The 19,146-nt window shown below is 36.7% G+C and carries 20 protein-coding genes and 3 pseudogenes; 19 read left to right on the top strand and 4 right to left on the bottom strand.

Features of this window, described 5'->3' with window-relative positions:
• Positions 1–745: 745 nt before the first annotated feature.
• From MHB65_RS13370 to MHB65_RS13360, 3 genes are all read left to right on the top strand, one after another.
• Complete coding sequence (locus MHB65_RS13370) at positions 746–1,255, top strand: immunoglobulin-like domain-containing protein (protein ID WP_342440661.1); 510 nt, start codon at positions 746–748, stop codon at positions 1,253–1,255.
• A 186-nt stretch (positions 1,256–1,441) separates the two neighbouring features.
• Positions 1,442–1,570, top strand: a complete 129-nt coding sequence (locus tag MHB65_RS13365; RefSeq protein ID WP_342440660.1) for a hypothetical protein — start codon at positions 1,442–1,444, stop codon at positions 1,568–1,570.
• A 362-nt stretch (positions 1,571–1,932) separates the two neighbouring features.
• A complete protein-coding gene (locus MHB65_RS13360; RefSeq protein WP_342440659.1) occupies positions 1,933–2,094 on the top strand; it encodes a hypothetical protein in 162 nt (53 codons plus the stop codon).
• Between the two features lie 483 nt (positions 2,095–2,577).
• On the opposite strand, the pseudogene MHB65_RS13355 reads toward MHB65_RS13360, so the two are convergent.
• A pseudogene (locus MHB65_RS13355) lies at positions 2,578–3,690 on the bottom strand (IS4 family transposase).
• Between the two features lie 442 nt (positions 3,691–4,132).
• Here MHB65_RS13355 and MHB65_RS13350 point away from each other — a divergent pair.
• Complete coding sequence (locus tag MHB65_RS13350) at positions 4,133–4,273, top strand: hypothetical protein (protein WP_342440658.1); 141 nt, start codon at positions 4,133–4,135, stop codon at positions 4,271–4,273.
• A 350-nt stretch (positions 4,274–4,623) separates the two neighbouring features.
• On the top strand, positions 4,624–4,974 hold the full coding sequence (locus MHB65_RS13345; protein ID WP_342440657.1) for a hypothetical protein: 351 nt from the start codon (positions 4,624–4,626) through the stop codon (positions 4,972–4,974).
• Positions 4,975–5,830: 856 nt separating this feature from the next.
• Here the strand turns inward: MHB65_RS13345 and MHB65_RS13340 are convergent.
• From MHB65_RS13340 to MHB65_RS13330, 3 genes are all read right to left on the bottom strand, one after another.
• Positions 5,831–5,998: a hypothetical protein gene (locus MHB65_RS13340; protein WP_281114900.1), complete on the bottom strand. Its 168-nt coding sequence runs from the start codon at positions 5,996–5,998 to the stop codon at positions 5,831–5,833.
• A gap of 267 nt (positions 5,999–6,265) precedes the next feature.
• On the bottom strand, positions 6,266–6,454 hold the full coding sequence (locus tag MHB65_RS13335) for a hypothetical protein (RefSeq protein WP_342440656.1): 189 nt from the start codon (positions 6,452–6,454) through the stop codon (positions 6,266–6,268).
• A gap of 23 nt (positions 6,455–6,477) precedes the next feature.
• Positions 6,478–6,774 (bottom strand): transposase, encoded by a 297-nt coding sequence (locus MHB65_RS13330; RefSeq protein ID WP_342440655.1) that lies wholly within the window; start codon positions 6,772–6,774, stop codon positions 6,478–6,480.
• Positions 6,775–7,163: 389 nt separating this feature from the next.
• On the opposite strand from MHB65_RS13330, the gene MHB65_RS13325 reads away from it, so the two are divergent.
• The 14 genes and pseudogenes from MHB65_RS13325 (at position 7,164) to acnA (ending at position 19,069) form a co-directional block, all read left to right on the top strand.
• Positions 7,164–7,577, top strand: coding sequence for a hypothetical protein (locus tag MHB65_RS13325; RefSeq protein ID WP_342440654.1), 414 nt, complete (start codon positions 7,164–7,166; stop codon positions 7,575–7,577).
• A gap of 340 nt (positions 7,578–7,917) precedes the next feature.
• A complete protein-coding gene (locus tag MHB65_RS13320; RefSeq protein WP_342440653.1) occupies positions 7,918–8,223 on the top strand; it encodes a hypothetical protein in 306 nt (101 codons plus the stop codon).
• Positions 8,224–8,645: 422 nt separating this feature from the next.
• Entirely contained in the window at positions 8,646–8,876 is a 231-nt protein-coding gene (locus tag MHB65_RS13315) for a hypothetical protein (RefSeq protein WP_140423002.1), read from the top strand.
• A gap of 273 nt (positions 8,877–9,149) precedes the next feature.
• On the top strand, positions 9,150–10,373 hold the full coding sequence (locus MHB65_RS13310) for an IS110 family transposase (RefSeq protein WP_342440652.1): 1,224 nt from the start codon (positions 9,150–9,152) through the stop codon (positions 10,371–10,373).
• A gap of 322 nt (positions 10,374–10,695) precedes the next feature.
• A pseudogene (locus MHB65_RS13305) lies at positions 10,696–11,403 on the top strand (transposase); the annotation flags it as partial.
• A 27-nt stretch (positions 11,404–11,430) separates the two neighbouring features.
• Positions 11,431–11,682, top strand: coding sequence for a hypothetical protein (locus MHB65_RS13300; RefSeq protein WP_342440651.1), 252 nt, complete (start codon positions 11,431–11,433; stop codon positions 11,680–11,682).
• On the top strand, positions 11,675–11,818 hold the full coding sequence (locus MHB65_RS13295) for a hypothetical protein (RefSeq protein WP_342440650.1): 144 nt from the start codon (positions 11,675–11,677) through the stop codon (positions 11,816–11,818). Before MHB65_RS13300 ends, MHB65_RS13295 begins: the two co-directional genes overlap by 8 nt.
• A 254-nt stretch (positions 11,819–12,072) precedes the next feature.
• Positions 12,073–12,480 carry a hypothetical protein gene (locus MHB65_RS13290; protein ID WP_342440649.1) on the top strand — a complete coding sequence of 136 codons (408 nt, stop codon included), beginning with the start codon at positions 12,073–12,075 and terminating at the stop codon, positions 12,478–12,480.
• Positions 12,481–12,921: 441 nt separating this feature from the next.
• Positions 12,922–13,209 carry a hypothetical protein gene (locus MHB65_RS13285; protein ID WP_342440648.1) on the top strand — a complete coding sequence of 96 codons (288 nt, stop codon included), beginning with the start codon at positions 12,922–12,924 and terminating at the stop codon, positions 13,207–13,209.
• Between the two features lie 144 nt (positions 13,210–13,353).
• Positions 13,354–13,626: a hypothetical protein gene (locus tag MHB65_RS13280; protein WP_016994216.1), complete on the top strand. Its 273-nt coding sequence runs from the start codon at positions 13,354–13,356 to the stop codon at positions 13,624–13,626.
• A pseudogene (locus MHB65_RS13275) lies at positions 13,627–13,902 on the top strand (phage holin).
• Positions 13,899–14,618 (top strand): peptidoglycan recognition family protein, encoded by a 720-nt coding sequence (locus MHB65_RS13270; protein WP_205443749.1) that lies wholly within the window; start codon positions 13,899–13,901, stop codon positions 14,616–14,618. Before MHB65_RS13275 ends, MHB65_RS13270 begins: the two are co-directional and overlap by 4 nt.
• Before the next feature lie 868 nt (positions 14,619–15,486).
• Positions 15,487–15,708, top strand: coding sequence for a hypothetical protein (locus tag MHB65_RS13265; protein ID WP_342440647.1), 222 nt, complete (start codon positions 15,487–15,489; stop codon positions 15,706–15,708).
• A 655-nt stretch (positions 15,709–16,363) separates the two neighbouring features.
• Entirely contained in the window at positions 16,364–19,069 is a 2,706-nt protein-coding gene (gene acnA, locus MHB65_RS13260) for an aconitate hydratase AcnA (RefSeq protein WP_205443747.1), read from the top strand.
• Positions 19,070–19,146: the final 77 nt, after the last annotated feature.

The raw sequence follows: 19,146 nt of genomic DNA, 5'->3' as shown, positions 1-19,146 counted from the left end.
ATATAACATAGCTAGGCGTTATTTGTTATGCCTATGATTTTTTGAGAGTTTCACTTGATATTCTTTTTTGGGGAGAAAAGCATAAATATCTAAAGCTGACGGATCACCATATGCGATGAAAGTCGCCTGTACGGTGAAGGCTCGTTATAAACCGAAAGATAGAAAGGGATAAGACGAGAATAGCGTTACAAGTACTACAGGTTATATGGTAGGTTGGGGTGTGGGTCATGAATGGGCTGCCATTTATATTTCTGATCAGCCATCTGCCATAGGGGGGATATACGACCATTACCTATTTACAAACTGGTCAACATTTTAGTTACAAAGCTAATGGTTAAGAGGTTTCAAATCAGGATTTTCAAGACTTAATAAATTTTTTAAAAGGTAATGGTAATGTGGCAATCCCCATTTATGACAGTAGAACAAGTCAAGAAAATGGAATCAATATCATTAATCTAATACATACTCCATTAGTATAATTTTGCTAACCTCACCCTTTAGTAGGGTGACTTCAATTTCCAGCAATGCACTGTGCCGAGCAGTGCTATTTTTATTGTAAAAGGTTAAGATTTCTTTACCTTGTCGTGATTCTATTGATTAGCTATTAATTTGGAAATATGATGACGATAGGGGAAATAAGTATAAAGATCTATCGCTGACGGATCGCCGTATGCGATGAAAGTCGCTCGTACGGTGAAGGCTCGTTATAAACCGAAGTTAGTAAAAAGGATAAGATGAGAATAGCATGACGTTAGAGGAAGCTGTCCAACAAGTTAATGATGCAGTAACAATACCCGATATGTTAAATGCACTAAATTTACAAGTTCTTAATTTGCAGCATGCTATGTATTCAAATCTTGAAGATTATGAGTTAGAGATTGTTGCTCAATATATGATTGATAACAAAGGTGCTGGTTATGTAGATCACAATGCTATTCAATCAACATTTACTAATATTATTGATGCGATAATTGAAGACTGGAATGAGATAATGGAAGATTTAAACGCCGCAAAAATTTTATTATCGCCTGGTGATAGCAGAACTAGCATTACCCAAGACCTCACATTACCATCTGTGGGTACTATCAACGGTTCTACATTCACCTGGACATCTAGTAATCCAGGAATTATATCTGACTCAGGTATTGTCACTCGCCCGGCTGTTGATACAATTGTGACATTAACTTTTTTGATGGAACATGGGTACGAACACTATACAGTATCAACTAATTTTACTGTAAAAGGAACTAATTAATTTTCTTTTACCTCACCATTTCGGTAAAGTTCCTTATGGCACATTAGTAAAAAATATGCAATAAATAATTAAAAATTAAATATCAAATAATTATGCCTTCCACGGGTAAGTGGAGGGCTTTTATTTTGCAATTGTTGATAGGATAATCATTTCTATTGTCGAAAGATAAATAAAGGAGTAATGTAGATGATTGATGAAAAAGTCCATTTAAAATGCGGCTACATTTATGTGAAAAAAGAAAAAACAGGAACTTTAATTTTTTGGAAAGTTAGTAAGAATTTTATCCATCCAAATGTCAACGCTAGTAGCAACTGATATTTTTGTTAATACAGGATGGACAGTAAAATCATTTATGTTCGTTGGAAAAGAACCAGTTAAAAACGATTGAGCACTCTCGAATAAGGGTGCTTTTTATTATGCAAGAGAAAGTGAACTCTTGCAAAACATCCCACTAAGAACTATTTTAAGTTACTAGGTAAAGTTGAACGTTTTACGTCAGACCAAATAAGCATCTCATGGTCTGATATAGGAGAGTTAGAGCTTCAAATTAATCGGTACCTGCAGCTGACAAAGGGTAAATAGACGCACTCCACTCGAAAAGAAAGCACGCTACAGTCCTTTAAATGAAAAGTTCAAAGAATAGAGCTTCATGGACTAGGGTGGAATATAGAGCTAGTTTGCATAATAAACAATTCGTATTCGTTAGACAAGAAGGAAGAAATTTCGTAGCCAATCGGACTGGACTACCACAAGCCATCTTCAGTGCAGAGTTTGAAACGATTGAATCACTTGAATATACTGAAAGTGATCTAGAATACAAGAACTTCGCTGTTGTGTAGAGAGAAGAATAATCTCTATAGGTGATGCAGTGGGTGCTGATCTCTATGAAATGTTAGTTGATGCTAGGGACATATCGGAGGATGACGATGACGGAAACCCACGTCCAGCTATTAAAGTTATTGCGGATTTAGAGAAGAGAGGGAAAAAACCTTGCTGAACATGCTCAAGAAGTATATCTCGATGGACAGATAATGACTACATCCCGTTTAGTAATTGATGAAGACTCCAGCGTGAGTGAGATGGTCACGGTACGAGATAAAAGTTGTGGTGTCACAATAGATACACGAATTACGGAAGCTAAAGTGATTTGTGAGTACGGGATGCGAAAAATAGAGGGGGAGGGGTGTGTTTGAAATGATAAACCGACCTTAATCAGTAAAATTAGGCGTGAAATGGATGCGCTGTCTTAGATTTACCTTTTTTGTCTAATAAATATGGAAATTAACACACGTGTTGATTAACCAAAATCATCCAGTATTTACTTAGTTCAGCCTCCAATAAAAGGCGAGTATTTCTTTGATACCGATATGCCATTCAATTGGCAGGGTATCGCAAAGAAGCTGGCGTGTAAAACCAGCGAAAGATAAGCGTCTGCAGTTGTTTTTCTTGTGTCCTTCTGTATGAAGAAATTTTAGTAACACATAGGCAATTAACGCTGAAAAAAGTTGGCTAAATACCGCATTTTTAGTCGTTCCAAATAGCACTGGCACATTTAAATTTTGTTTAATCCAGCGAAAGAATGACTCAATCGCCCAGCGTTCCTTGTACATGTCGGCGATTTCTTCGGCCGTTACATCACGAAGATTTGTGACAACGCGTACAATCGCACCTTCGTAATCGATGAACTCGACAACACGGTGGCGTTCCGTTGTTTGCTTTTGAGCAGTACCGAGTGTACAAGTGAAATCACCAACGATATTTGACCCTTCAACGGCTGCTCTTTTTAACGATTTTTTGCGATTTAATTGAATATTATCCTTTAAACGAATGACGAAATCTTGTTTTGTTGTCGTATAACGATCGACTTTATCAATGGAAAAATAAGCACGGTCCGCTACTAAAATAAATCGCTTATCTTCCAGCTCGACACCAAGAGGACCATCGTGCTTTAGGCCTGTTGTTTCAACGATTTGAAGGGGCATTCCTGTTTGATTGGTGAAGCTGACATGTAGTTTAATACCTGAACGTTCACCGTGATACAGCGCCCAAGGTAAACGATTTTTCCCGACAGTAATCGTTGTTGAATCAATCGCCAGTAGCTCTTTTTTTAGTTTAAGTGAGCGTCTCGCAGCTCAGTTTAATCGGCTGACAATCAGCTCAAAAATACGTTTGACGATGAGATAATTTAGTTCGCCTAAACGTTTTGAAAATGTGGAATAATCCACTGATTTCAAGCCTTGCACTGGTGCAACATCCGCAGCGTAGCGTAAACTTTTCCATTCAAATGTAGCAGCGCCAACCAAGTAGTTTAAAAGCGTTGGTACATCACATTTACGAGCCGTATCTTCAAACTGAAGATCAGCTAGAATCCCATTGATTTCTTCTTGTGAAATAAAGTTTTGAAGTAGTGTGAAAATCGTGGTATTCTTAGCCATGAGAGATTCCTCCTCGTAAAAGTTTGTGTGGTAACTTACATTTTACATGGAATCTCTCTTTTTTATTAGATTTTAATGGTAAAAACTAGTTAATCAACAGACGTGGGAAATTAACAGAAAATTGTGGTGTGTTCTTTATTGGGGAGATAAGTGTTTAAAATCTTTAGTGATGAGTTGCCGTATGCGATGAAAGTCGCTTGTACTGTGAAGGTTCGAATCCGCAAGCACATATGTGTGTAAGACGAGTATAGCAAACCAACAGTAGATGTAACTGCACCAATAATTGATATTCCTAACTTTGGTATCATTCCACCACCGTCTACACCTTTTTCGTTTCAATAAAATGTTAAAGTAGATTAAAATGTAACACTTTACTATGTACTTATACCACCTGGTATGGAAGCACCGCATATAGACTTAGTTAAACAAGGGAAAGATTTTAATGTTAATGATTGCATTAAGTTCAGGGAATAAAGCTATAATAGGTGATAAAATCAGTGAAATTGAATTTACTGGTTTAACGGAAGTTACTAATTATGGATTGGCTTTATTTATTGAAGAAGCTGCTGGAAGTTCAACATAAGTCTATTTATATCTAGTAAAACCAAATGGCGTCGGTATTCTTTGATATTATACTTACAGTGAATATATTGAAATTAAAGCATTCCACAGATATGTGTGCGGCAATGTTTATATGCTTCAAGATCTAGAAACTCACTGTATCAAATAGTGCTATTTTTATTGTAAAAGGTTAAGATTTCTTTACCTTGTCGTGATTCTATTGATTAACTATTTATTTGGAAATATGATGACGATAGGGGAAATAAGTATTAAGATCTAACGCTGACGGATCGCCGTATGCGATGAAAGTCGCCTGTACGGTGAAGGCTCGTTATAAACCTAAGTTAGTGTAAAGAATAAGACGAGAATAGCATGACATTAGATAGCACAGTCACTGTATCTTCAATTATGGTAATGACACCACCTGTACCACCTGTAATGCTTCCTGGTATGGGACCAGCATTTAACATCGATAATATAAATGGAACTATTTCAGGTAGCGGTATGGTGATTACAACGTCAATGCAGGTTCAGGCATTTTTAAGTTACCTATTAAAAGGGCACACTGCACAAACTTTAAAAGTATTTAGTGCAGGAGAAAGTACTGCTGGGGGTAATACACCGAAATCTCTTACAGCCACTTTAACTATTAACGATGTGTTAGAAGTAACTGCTGAAAACGGTGATTTAAAGCAATACACAATTACAGTAATACCAAATTAGTTTTTTTAAACCTCACCTTTAAATTAGGTGGGGTTTATTTTTGCCTTCCACAACCTTGGCTCACAGCTTATACAACTAAAATTAGATGTCATTTCAATGGAAAAGTGGTGGGAAGTAATGGAATTTCGGCAAATTGCATTCATGTTTAAGTGGGTAACAGCTGAACAACTACGAATTGCAGTTAAAACGGGGCCAATCCGTTTGGCGTGATTACACCTCAACAGTACAATGAAATCACTAAGCCAGATTATTAAAAAGCCAAGTTAATCGAATAACTGGCGTTTTTAGGTGTTCATTAAAGCTATAGTACTTTGGATGTTATTGGATTAAGTCCAATATGTCCGTTTCTTGATCTTGTTTTATGAAAAATTATATCTTTTTGTGAATATTTGGGTTGAACATCTTCTAGAAGGTTATCCCTATATACTTTAGAAAGAAATTTTAAATTAATTTCAAATGTAATCAAACTATGAGAGCTATGGAGAAGGGCTACTGATTCTCAATGCTTCTCATGAAAAAAGGGCAAAGGATAGGGGGCGGTAATAATGAAGTACTTGGAACAAAGTCATTCGGTGGTGAAGTGAATAATGAAAGGGTACGTTAAGATTTCTTTATCTTGTCGTGATTCTATTGATTAACTTTAAATTTGTAATTATGATGGGGTAGGGGAAATAAGTATAAAGATCTAACGCTGACGGATCGCCGTATGCGATGAAAGTCGCTCGTGCGGTGAAGGCTCGTTATAAAGCCTTATGGTATAAGACGAGAATAGCAATGTTGAAATCACTTTTGCAATTGTATTTCATGGGACTGGACAGTCTACTGGTAATTTACGCCTTTACTTTAGCGAAGGAGTCTACGGTGCCAGTGATGGACTTACACCGATAGATAGTAATGATTTAGTAGCTACGTATAATAATGGTGGCGATGGAAGTATTACAGGAATTACTATTACCCATGTAGAGAAGCCAAATGAAGGTACTCCACTAACAGGTGGCGAATCAGAAGTTCGTGTTTTCTTCACTCTGACAGGAACGCCTGATGAGAATGATCAAATAATAATTAGTGTGGCTGGGGAAAATACTATATTTAATGTACATGGTACTCCTATGAACTCTAATTCATCAACTGGTCCTAAAGATTTAAATTAACATGTTAAGACATAGAGATTTTATTTAGATCTGTATAAGATAAACCTCACATTTAATTAGGTGGGGTTTTTTCTTACAAAGAAACTTTATTAATCATTGCCTTCTGGACTTACCCCTGTCAAGTAGACAGCTTAAAAAAACTATGCAGCCATCTGGTGTCGATATTCTATTAAAACAATATCATCACGTTTACGTAACGATATCTTGCCATTTTTAAGCCACTTATAGTAGCCTGAACGTTCCAACTTTGCCATTTCAGTAAGCTTCGTAATGGGATAGCGATCTTTCATTTCTTCAATAATTCGATAACGATCTGGATAAGTAGGCATTCCTCCATTTACAGATTTGGATACTACTTTTTTAAGTATTCGACCTGTGCCTTATAGTAATCACGTTCTTCTACGCCATTTTTAAAGTGGACACGTTTTCCTTTTAATTGATTTTTCACACCTTTCGCGCCAGAACCTGTAGCTGTGATACGATTAAAGGCTTCGATTGATCCTACTTCTTTATATTTCTTCACCCAAGCTTTTACTTGAGACACATTACGAATCTCATATCGATCCGCAATACTTTCATTGCCAGTTAAATAAGCTTGTACAATCTCTAACTTCAATTCATTTGAATACGTATTATTTTTTCTCGACACAGAAAAATTCCCTTTTCGTAAAATGTTTATCTACAGCGTACTGTAGATTTTTTAACATTGTCTAATTAAAGGGGATAATATCATTGTTGTTTATTTTGTTGTAAACTGCATTTTTACATTTTCATTCAAAATTTGACCATCTTTAGAAATAATATCTTTTATATATAGCGTATAAGTGCTTTCTGGGCTATAACTTCCTACGGGTGCAATTGTAACTTTGCTTGTCTGCATATCTGAATCTCTATCGGTGATGAACTTTAAAGGTATGCTTTCTCCATACACACTTTTAATGTAAATATTAATTTCCAAAATAGTAGAAATATCAATATTTGAATTGAAGGAAATTGTAAATCCTTTATTTAACTCAACATAATGTTGTGATTCCCAAGATGAAAGCCCTCTACACTGTTATTGGAAACAAAATAACGCTTAATGAGGCAATAGCACCTGAACAGGCAGTATATAGAACGTATGGAAATACTATTAAACGTTTCAACTCAGAAGAGGTTTATAAAGAAACTTCAATTGGTGGAACGGATTATATTGTTTATGTCGAGTTTGATGGGGCTGAATCAGGATTTGATGGTGCATCCTATTTCACTGGGCCTAATGAGGGTGTTACTGTAACGGTTAAGAATGAACATACACTTACATTTGATGTGAATGTTGACAACAATTTTGCAACTTTTGCACAAGATAATTTCGCTGTTGTAGTTCAAAGTATTTCAAATCCAAACAAAAAATATCATATCAATTTAAATGTAGATACTACACGTAATAACCGAATATTTATTAATGGGTAATTTTAAAGCCTCACCTTTTGATGGGGTTTCTTTTGCACTCTTACTCAAGGGTGCTTTTCTTATGCTGTGAGACCAACCGAGATTGGCAACAATACAATGTACTGAACCAAGATGCTCTCATAGTTACGTTATTTTTTATGTCAAAAATATTTTTAACCTAAATTTAACGTAGAAAGAATATACTAGCATTTGGGAATTAAATTTAAGTCTATGGCTGACGGATCGCCGTATGCCATGAAAGTGACCTGTACGTTTAAGGCTCGTTATAAACCTAAGATAGAGAAAAGGATAAGACGAGAATAGCGTGACATTAGATAGCACAGTCACTGTATATTCAAATATGGTAATGACACCACCTGTAATGTTTCCTGGTATGGGACCAGCATATAACATCGATAATATAAATGGAACTATTTCAGGTAGCGTTATGGCAATTACAACGACAATGCAGGTTCAGGCATTTTTAGATTACATATTAAAAGGTCACACTGCACAAACATTAAAAGTGTTTAGTGCAGGAGAAAGTACTACTGGGAGTAATACACCGAGATCTCCTACAGACACTTTAACTATTAACAATGTGTTAGAAGTTACTGCTGAAAACGGTGATTTAAAGCAATACACAATTACAGTAATACCATTTTAGTTTTTTTAACTTCACCTTTAGATTAGATGGTTTCTTTTTGCACTTTCACAAGAGAGTGTTTTTTATATTGCTTTTCATACTGATTATGGAGGGTTATTATTATACGTTATGAGAGCACTCGAGAGGGGCAACAGTTACGTGTTACTGAATTTCGATGCTTCTCATGGTTACATTAATTTTTATGTCGAAAATATTTTAACCTAATTTTAATGTTGATAGAATATACTAGAACTGGGGAAATAAATTTTAAAGATCTATCGCTGACGGATCGCCGTATGCGATGAAAGTCGCCCGTGCGGTGAAGGCTCGTTATAAAGCCAAATAAAGAGAAGGTATAAGACGAGAATAGCGTACCAAATGTAATTATCTCACCACCATTCGAAGACGAATCTGTACATGGGCCATTTGCATCCTATACGAATGTGAATTTAACAGTTGCATTACCTGGTTCTAATGGAACAACAGCAACTTATTCAAATCCTGTTAGTAGTGACCCTGGCGTTGCTACGGTATCCATTTGGGGACCAAATCCTTCTGGACATGTGTATTTGGATGTGAACAAAGTATCAACTGGAACGGTCGATATTACTTTTACTTACACTGGTAGCAATGGGGCATCTGGCACTATAACTTGGACCTTTATTTTTAATTGATAGAAATTCAAAAGAACTTGAAATACCTTAAACATACTAACATTAGTAGTACAAACCAAGGCCATGGTTTGTGCTACTATTTTTTTATAGTAGAAGTGAAGAAAAGCCGACCAGCCTCTGGGACCATTTGTGAGTCCGTATATTAAACCGGCTAACTTCATGCCCTTATATGAATCAGTTTAGTATGTTGGGTCCAAGAGATCGTGTATAAGAAAGTGGAATCGATAAGGTACTGTGAAGGCTTCTATGATTGGTCAAAAGGAGAAGAATGAGATGAAACATGTCATTGCGTTAGATGTCAGTAAAGGAAAAAGTACTGTTGCGATTTATGATGGTCACCGCCAATGTGAATTCGAAGGTGTGCTACTTCATACACGCGGTGATTTTGAGCGATTACACGAACGAATAGTAGAGATGTCAAAACAAGATGGACAAGCACCAGCTATCGTATTTGAAGCAACAGGTACCTATTCAAAACCTATCGAAGCATTTTTCAAAGATTACGGCTACGCATACTGCCGCATGAATCCACTTGAAGCGAATTTACAGATGGCAACGATGCGTCGTCATAAAACCGATATTAGTGATGCCCATGAACTTGCGAAGACTCATTTTAAAATGGAACGCGAAATAACGTACATACAAGACGATTATTATGAACAGATGCGTGCACTGACTCGTTACTACGATGAAATTGATGAAGAAATCATTTTACTCAAAAGTAGAATGCATGCCATTTTACAGCTGAGTTTTCCAGAATTAGAAAAGCTGATTACACCGAGTTCAGCACTATTTTTAAATATTGTACAACTCTATCCACACCCCGCACTTTTACAAGCCCATTCAAAAACGATGATTAAAAATCGTTTAAAGGCCAATACGCGAAAAAACCTCTCGCTAATGCGTGCGGAGGCTAAAGCTATTACATTATTAGAAGCAGCTGAAAATAGTTACCCCGCGATTAAACCAACAGATATTCGTTGTGATCAAGCACGAGATTACGCAGCTCGCATTGCGGATTTACAAGAGAAGAAAGATACGCTTGTGAAACAGATGGTGGAATTGTCGGAAGGACGAAAAGAATATCTAGTATTTCGATCGATTCCTGGAATTGGCGATTCAACGGCGTGCCGATTAATTGGAGAGATTGGTGACATCCACCGCTTTCAAAATGCGAAACAACTGAACGCTTACGCAGGCATTGATATTATGCGGTACCAGTCTGGGAATATGCAATATCGAGACAGAATTAATAAACGAGGAAACAAACATTTACGAAAGATTTTATATTTTATGGTGTGCGCAATGCTTATGGCTAAAGGAAAACCGAATCATTTTGTGGACTATTACTACAAATTAAAAAAGCAACCTCAGAGGAAGCCTCATAAGGTTGCGATCATCGCCTGCATCAATAAGTTTCTGAAAGTGACATTTCAGTTACTGACGCGTGGCATTCTTTACGATTATGAGTCCGCACTACCAGCTCAGAAATCGTAATCACCTACATAGAACTATATCATAATGACCTTTCGAAAAAAATAAAAATCGTCAGGTCTTTTTGGCGTATCTAAAAATGAGTGTGAAGTGATGAGGGATATCCCTCACCACTTCACACTCATAAAAATATAAATTATTCATTAAATAAAGTTGACTAATCGTAAGAAGAGGCTGGGACAAAACCCACCTCTAAATCCAAAAGCCTGTGAAATTTTACGATCAGTAAAATTTCACAGGCTTTAACTTTTTTCATAAAAAAATAAGGATCACTTCTGATAAAATTAAGTCACCACAACAAAATTATACAGAAAGAAGGATCCTTATGTTTAAAAATTATAACATGAATCAATTAGTTTTGCCTTTAGATTTAGAAGTAACATTACAAAAAAATGATATTGCCTTCCATGTCCACCATTTAGTTGAAAGTATCTCGCCTGAAGCGTTTGAACCATTCCTTCGAAATGAAGGCTGTCACGCCTACCATCCACGCATGATGCTTAAAATTATCTTATGTGCTTATACACAATCTGTCTTTTCAGGGCGTAAAATTGAAGCTCTATTAAAAGATAGCCTTCGGATGATGTGGCTAGCTCAAGGGTATGAACCAAGCTACCGCACGATCAACCGTTTCCGTGTTCAACCAGAAATGAAAGAGTTGATCCGCCAATGTTTCGTCCAATTCCGTTGCCAGTTGGTCCAAGAAGAATTAATTGATCAGGAAGCTATTTTTATTGATGGAACAAAGATCGAGGCCAATGCGAACAAATTTACTTTCGTGTGGAAAAAATCCATCGAGAAATATCATAACGGATTAATTGAAAAATCAAACCAGTTATACAATGAGCTACTCGAAAAAGAAATTATACCCGAAATTGAACGAGAAAATGTAGAAGAATTAGCAGTAGAAGAGCTCGCCCAGATGGTAGAAAAAGTAGACGAAGTGATTACCGAGTATGATCAAAAAATGGCGGATTCATCAGATGTAGCTGAACGAAAAGCTTTAAGAGCCGAACGAAAATTCCCAAAGCAAGCACGGATATCAGGGACAGTTGACTAAATGCCATTTGAGCACAAAGTACATAATCCAGACGGAACTATGGATGCAATGAAAAAATTCGGAGTGGAGGAAACGGCAGAGGAAAAGGTTACTCGATTAGAGCAAGAAAATAAATTGATACTCGGTAGCATGATGGAAATGTCATCTTATATGGCAATGCAAGAACAACGTCTAGAAGGACAAGAGAATGCCATTATGGAGCTCTCCACATTGATTGCTATGTCACTACCAGGAGGTGACAGTAATGTTTAATGAAAACAGCGGCTTAGTCGGAATTTGGTGCAATTTTGTAAAAGCGAATCCTGACAAGCGTGAGCAAGTACCTAATTTATCTAATTTACGTGATGTTGTTTATAAGAAGCTAGACGAAGGAGAAACGCAAGTATAGCTTAGCGTTATTTTTATTGTCTAAATGAATGGGTACGTTAAGATTTCTTTACCTTGTCGTGATTCTATTGATTAACTTTATATTTGTAATTATGATGACGATAGGGGAAATAAGTTTTGAAGATCTACTGCTGACGGATCGCCGTATGCGATGAAAGTCGCCTGTACGGTGAAGGCTCGTTATAAAACCAATAGGTATAAGACGAGAATAGCGGACCGGTATTTGTAAATAAAGTTGATTGGACATCAAACGAAGTGAACTTCACTGTTATAGGAAACAAAAAAACACTCACAGAGGCAATAGGACCTAATCAAGCAATATATAGAACTTATGGAAATACAGCAACTCGATTTATGTCAACAGAGGTTTTTAAAGAAACTCCTATTGGTGGGGCAGATTATATTGTCTATGTAGAGTTTAATGGAGCTGAAACAGGTTTTGATGGAGTACTCAATTTTACAGGACCTAATGAGGGTGTTACTGTAACAGTTAAGAATGAACATACACTTACATTTGATGTGAATGTTGACAGCGATTTATCAATTTTTGCACAGGATAATTTCGTTGTTGTAGTTCAAAGTTTTTCAAATCCAAACGAAAAATATTATATCAACTTAAATGTAGATACTACACGTAATAACCGAGTATTTATTAATGAGTAATTTTAAGGCCTCACCTTTTGGTGAGGTTTCTTTTTGCTTTTCACTTTCGTGGTGAGCAGTGTTATTTTTTATGTATTTTTTTGCTATGAGAGCAATCGAGATGGGCAACGAAACATATTACTGAATTTCTATTCGCCTTATGGCTTTTTATTTACACAAAAATTGGCGAAGGATAGGTGATAGTAAAATGAAAGAAGTACTATTAACAAAGTCAATCGGTGGTGAAGTGAATAATGAGAGGGTACGTTAAGATTTCTTTACCTTGTCGTGATTCTATTGATTAACTTTATATTTGTAATTATGATGACGATAGGGGAAATAAGTTTTGAAGATCTCTTGCTGACGGATCGCCGTATGCGATGAAAGTCGCCTGTACGGTGAAGGCTCGTTATAAAACACTGATGTGTATAAGGCGAGAATAGCGAACAAGAATCATTAGTGGTGATAGGCGAAACTAATGATGCAAATGGTTTTTCTGTAGTGTTTTCAGAACCTGTTAAAGCTCAAGTGTTAGGTTGGCAAGGAGTACTCATACCTAATGAAAGCCGCCCAGATCCAACTCTAATTTACAATAGCTTTAATTTTGCAGCATTAGAAATCCAACCGGGTTTGGAAGTAGTCAATATCACTTTTGGTACTAGAAAGAGTAATGATGAAGAAAGTGTGTATAAAGCAATTTATAACGCTGTTTCAGAAACGTGGAGTTTAAATAAAATTACTCTTAATTAGTTTTATTAGAACCTCGCCTTTAGGCGGGGTTTTTTCATGAAGCCTTTCCACAATCATTAGTGGAGGGTTGTTTATATACAACAAGATCTAAGTGATGCACTGTACCGAGCAGTGCTATTTTTATTTGTGAGGCAGGTGGCCAAGATGGGCGAAGAATGGTATTCGAATAAAGAATTGTTCGAACAAATAAATGCATTACGCGGAGAAATGCAAGAAACTCGTAATTTGATTAAACAGTACAATGGATTGCGTGAAGAGTACCAAGGATTAAAACTTGAGGTTGATCAAGTGAAAGAATTGATGGTGCAAATTGAAGCTGTATCCATAGGTAAAAACAAGGTACTTGAAGCCATTCAGAACTGGGGTGGCTGGGCAGTGGCAGTCATTGCACTTGTACTAAATTTCATGAAACTATAAATGGAGGAATTACACATGAAAATTAACTGGAAAGTACGCTTTAAAAATAAAACGTTTTTATTATCTCTATGGGCGCTTATTATCGTCCTAGCACAACAAATTGCTTCAATATGAGGCGCAGACATTACACTTGTTAGTGCGCAGGTAACGAACGTAGTCGAGACAGTACTGACTATTCTCGCGTTAATCGGAATCGTACACGATCCAACAACACCAGGTATAAACGATAGTGAAAGAGCTTTAAAATATGACAAGCCAACGGGTGGTGCAAAATGACTTATCAAATTGAAAAACGCTTAATGTCTGGATTACCAAACACACGATTAGAAGCTGTTAAGTATGTAATTGCTCATGAGTCAGGAAATCCAAAAAATTGCGGTCCTGATGCATTAGAAAATGAAATTGCGTATATGATCCGAAATAAAGCTAATGCATTTACGTCTCACTGGGTAGGCGGTGGTGGACGAATCGTGCAAATTGCGCCAGTTAATCGTGTGCAATACGGTTGTGGTCCTAAGGGGAATCCACTCAGCTATGCACAAGTTGAGTTGGCTCGTACCGATGATAAAGAACAATTTAAAAAGGATTATGCTGCTTATATTTGGCTGTTACGTGAACTAGCTATAGAGGCTGGAATACCTGTTGTACTTGATGGCAGTGGTAATGGTATCAAGTCACATCGATGGATTACAGAAAATCTTAAAGGAACAACGCATATAGATCCTTATGATTATTTAGCAAGCATGGGGATTACAGAGAAACAATTCAAGTTGGATATTCTGAATGGCTTGGACAAACCACAACATATAGTTAAGGAGGATGATGACACAATGAAATTCACAAACGATACAACTAAAGCTGCTGTACGTGACTACATTAAACAAGCAGTTGATAAAAAGAAAATCGATAAGTCATGGCTTGATAAATTCGACCAAGGTACGATGACAAGTGGCGATTTTGAAGGTTTGAAAATTATTATTTCTCAACGATAATATGGTATAGATTTTTTAACAATAGGAAAGAAAATCATGCCCGATAGTATTGTCTTATCGGGCAATGTTTTTTAATGGGTAAAAAGAAATGTTAATCCAATAGTAATTACAATAGCTCCAGCCCAGTATAACTTTAATCGTAAGTCATAGTATCTGTTCTTTCTAAATCTAATGAAATTGTTACATAGGAAAATTAACCCTAATGCAGATACCAATATAAAGATTGAAGCTAAGACTGATAATTTAAGAAATCCTAGCATATTTTTCACCTCCTTTCAAATGAAAAAGCACCTGAGGATAAAGCCATCATAAAGATGACTTATCCCCAGGTGCTTCCTGTGTCAAAGTAAAATTAAATTAATTTACCTAAAATTACTGTACCGTATTTGGTATATTATGTCTACCATCTTAGCACTAAACTCAAATTATTTTGAGCCTGGGCATTGTAGTGATTAATTATTCCATAACATTGCGTCAATAATAACTCAAATAATGATTAGAACTACTATACCCCAAACGAATTTTTCAGCTGCGCGAATGTTTTCTTCGTTTGTGACTTTGTTTTGGACTTCCTTTCGTACTCGCTCTGACGCGTCTCTCATTTTTCTCGTTGAAGTATCTTCAAAAATTGTATTACAATATTCACATTTCACAAATACTAAACCATCTCTATATACTTTCTTAAAAGGACTACTAGCTAAACAATTAGGACAATTATTCATTTGTATTCACCTCAATATACCTATCTACTATTTACCATTTTAGGAAAATCAGGATGTTTTGTACATAGAAATAAAGTTGATATTCGATTTAATGGAAGGGTCTTTAAACTTATATGTAGAAATATTTGTGAAAAGAGGTGGAGATTATGAGCTATGAAGTAATAGTACCAGTACGCTTTTTATTCAAACGTGAGCCCGATAATGTACCAATTATAGGTTTATCAAGCTTACATTTATCACACGGTGAACATGAAGCACTAACAGATGATGTTGCTCTAAACCTTTTAAGAGCACAGGGTTACAACGTAATCAGAATGATCCAAAGAGATGAAAATATTATAAGTATTAATTTCAAAGAAAGATTTTAAAGCTGTCAAATATGATAGCCTATAATAAAAATACCAATAAAGAAAAAAGAGCCCAAACACATGGAACGTGATGAATTTGATTTAGAAGAAATTTCAAAATCATTACTGAAGCAATGAGAGAAAGCAAACAAAAATCTTTAGCATTTTCAAACAAGATGAACCACTAGAAGGTACCATTATAAAAATATTTTAATATAGTAGAAAATTGTTTGTATAGTAAAAAATCAAAATAAAAATGCCGCAAACTGTGGCAAAGAAATAATATTAACTTTAAGGGAATTTATATCGTTCTTTCCTTATAAAATAGTACCTGTCCAAACCTTCTTTATCTACATTTTACGAACTGGGGCACCATTTTAAAAAAAGTTACAGGTGCCCCAGCGAGTGCCCCAAAAAGTACCCCAGTTAAATACACTTAGATATGCTTCGTTAGACAGGTATAGAAACCCTCATTAATACAAAACCTTGATATTATGCACATCAAAAAATTAAAAATATCAGGATAGAAACCAAGGTCATAAGTTATGCTTATCAAAAAAGATAATATTAATGTAATTTACTTATGAATATAAATGCGCTATCATGGGTATTGGAGAAAAGATGCTACACATTTTTAAAGCCTTTTCAAAAAGATATATATTAGGGGGATCCGCAAATGGCACAAGGTAATTTACACAACAGCCGTGCATCATTCGAAGTGAATGGTAAAACTTACAATTACTATGATTTAGCTGCGATTGAAAAAGCTGGCGTTGCAAAAGTTTCAAACCTTCCTTATTCAATTAAAGTATTATTAGAATCTGTTTTACGTCAATATGATGCGTATGTAATTAAAGAAGAACACGTAAACGAATTAGCAAAATGGGGTAACGGTGCTGACCCAGAAGCAGAAGTACCATTCAAACCTTCTCGTGTTGTATTACAAGACTTTACTGGTGTACCAGTAGTTGTTGACCTTGCATCTCTTCGTTCTGCAATGAAGGAAATGGGCGGCGACCCAAGCAAAATCAACCCTGCTATTCCAGTTGACCTTGTAATTGACCACTCAGTACAAGTTGACAAATACGGTAATGCATCTGCATTACAAGCAAACATGGACCTAGAATTCGAACGTAACGCTGAGCGTTATAACTTCTTAAAATGGGCTCAAACTGCTTACAATAACTTCCGTGCTGTACCACCAGCAACAGGTATCGTTCACCAAGTAAACTTAGAGTACTTAGCTCCAGTTGTACACGTAAACGAAAATGCTGATGGCACATTCGAAACATTCCCAGATTCAGTAGTAGGTACTGACTCTCATACAACAATGATCAACGGTATCGGCGTTCTTGGATGGGGCGTAGGTGGTATCGAAGCTGAAGCAGGTATGCTTGGTCAGCCTTCATACTTCCCAATTCCAGAAGTTATCGGTGTTAAATTAGTTGGCGATCTTCCAAACGGAACAACTGCTACTGACTTAGCATTAAAAGTAACACAAGTATTACGTCAACGTGGCGTAGTTGGTAAATTCGTTGAGTTCTTCGGACCTGGCGTATCTAAATTACCACTAGCTGACCGTGCGACAATTTCTAACATGGCTCCTGAATATGGTGCTACATGTGGTTACTTCGCAATTGACGAAGAATCATTAAACTACATGCGTTTAACTGGTCGTGACGAAGAGCACATCGCGGTTGTAGAAGCTTACTTAAAAGCGAACCATATGTTCTTCAATCCAACATTAGAGCCAGTTTACACTGATGTTTTAGAAGTAAACTTAGCTGAAATCGAACCAAACCTTTCTGGTCCAAAACGTCCACAAGACTTAATTCCACTATCTCAAATGCGTTCTCGTTACAAAGAAGCAGTAGTGGCACCACAAGGTACACAAGGTTTCGGTTTAACAGAAGATGAATTCGCAAAAACTTCTGTAGCGAAATTCGCTGAAGGCGATGTAGAAATTCCAACAGGTGCTGTTGCAATTGCTGCCATCACTTCTTGTACAAACACATCTAACCCATACGTATTGATTGCTGCGGGCTTAGTGGCGAAAAAAGCTGTAGAAAAAGGTCTTACAGTGCCGAAATGGGTAAAAACTTCTTTAGCACCAGGTTCTAAAGTTGTAACTGGTTACCTTGAAGATTCAGGTTTACAAACGTACCTTGACCAAATCGGTTTCAACACTGTAGGTTACGGTTGTACAACATGTATCGGTAACTCAGGTCCATTATTACCTGAAATCGAAGATGCAATTAAAGAAAATGACTTATTCGTAACTTCAGTTCTTTCTGGTAACCGTAACTTTGAAGGTCGTGTACACCCACTTGTAAAAGCTAACTACTTAGCTTCTCCACCACTTGTTGTTGCTTATGCACTTGCTGGTACAGTGGATATCGATCTACAAAAAGATTCATTCGGTAAAGACAAAGATGGTAACGAAGTATTCTTCGCTGATATCTGGCCTTCAACTGAAGAAGTTAACGCAGTATTAGGTACTGTTGTTAACCGTGAGTTATTCCAAAAAGAATACGAAACTGTATTCACAGCGAACGAAAAATGGAATGCAATTGAAACATCAACTGAGTCTCTTTACACATTTGATGACAAATCAACTTACATCCAAAACCCACCATTCTTCCAAGGTCTTGCAAAAGAGCCAGAAGCTATTAAAGGCTTAGACGGCTTACGCATTATGGCGAAGTTTGGTGACTCAATCACAACTGACCATATTTCTCCAGCTGGTGCAATCGGTAAAGATACACCTGCAGGTAAATATTTAATTGAAAACGGTGTTGCAATCCGTGACTTCAACTCTTACGGTTCTCGTCGTGGTAACCACGAAGTAATGATGCGTGGTACATTTGCAAACATCCGTATCCGTAACCAAGTGGCTCCTGGTACAGAGGGTGGATTCACTACTTACTGGCCAACAGGCGAAGTAGAGTACATCTATGACGCATGTATGAAATACCAAGAGCAAGGTACTGGCTTAGTCGTACTTGCTGGTAACGACTACGGTATGGGTTCTTCTCGTGACTGGGCTGCGAAAGGTACATTCCTACTTGGCGTGAAAACTGTAATCGCACAATCTTACGAGCGTATCCACCGTTCTAACCTAGTAATGATGGGTGTTCTTCCACTTCAATTCATGCCAGGTGAATCTGCTGATACATTAGGCTTAACTGGTAAAGAAGAAATCTCTGTAAACATTACTGACAACGTGAAACCACGTGAAATCTTAACAGTAACTGCTAAATCTGAAGACGGCACAGTTAAAACTTTCCAAGCTTTAGCTCGTTTCGACTCAGAAGTAGAAGTAGACTACTACCGTCACGGTGGTATCCTACAAATGGTTCTACGCGCAAAAGCTGCTGAGTAATCATCACCATAAAAACCGATCTCTTAGGAGGTCGGTTTTTTTATTTCTTGAGAAAGTGATGGATAGAAGTGGCCAAA

Source organism: Lysinibacillus sp. FSL K6-0075, assembly GCF_038592945.1.
GTDB classification, from domain to species: domain Bacteria; phylum Bacillota; class Bacilli; order Bacillales_A; family Planococcaceae; genus Lysinibacillus; species Lysinibacillus fusiformis_F.
This window is presented reverse-complemented; position numbering and strand designations above follow the sequence as displayed.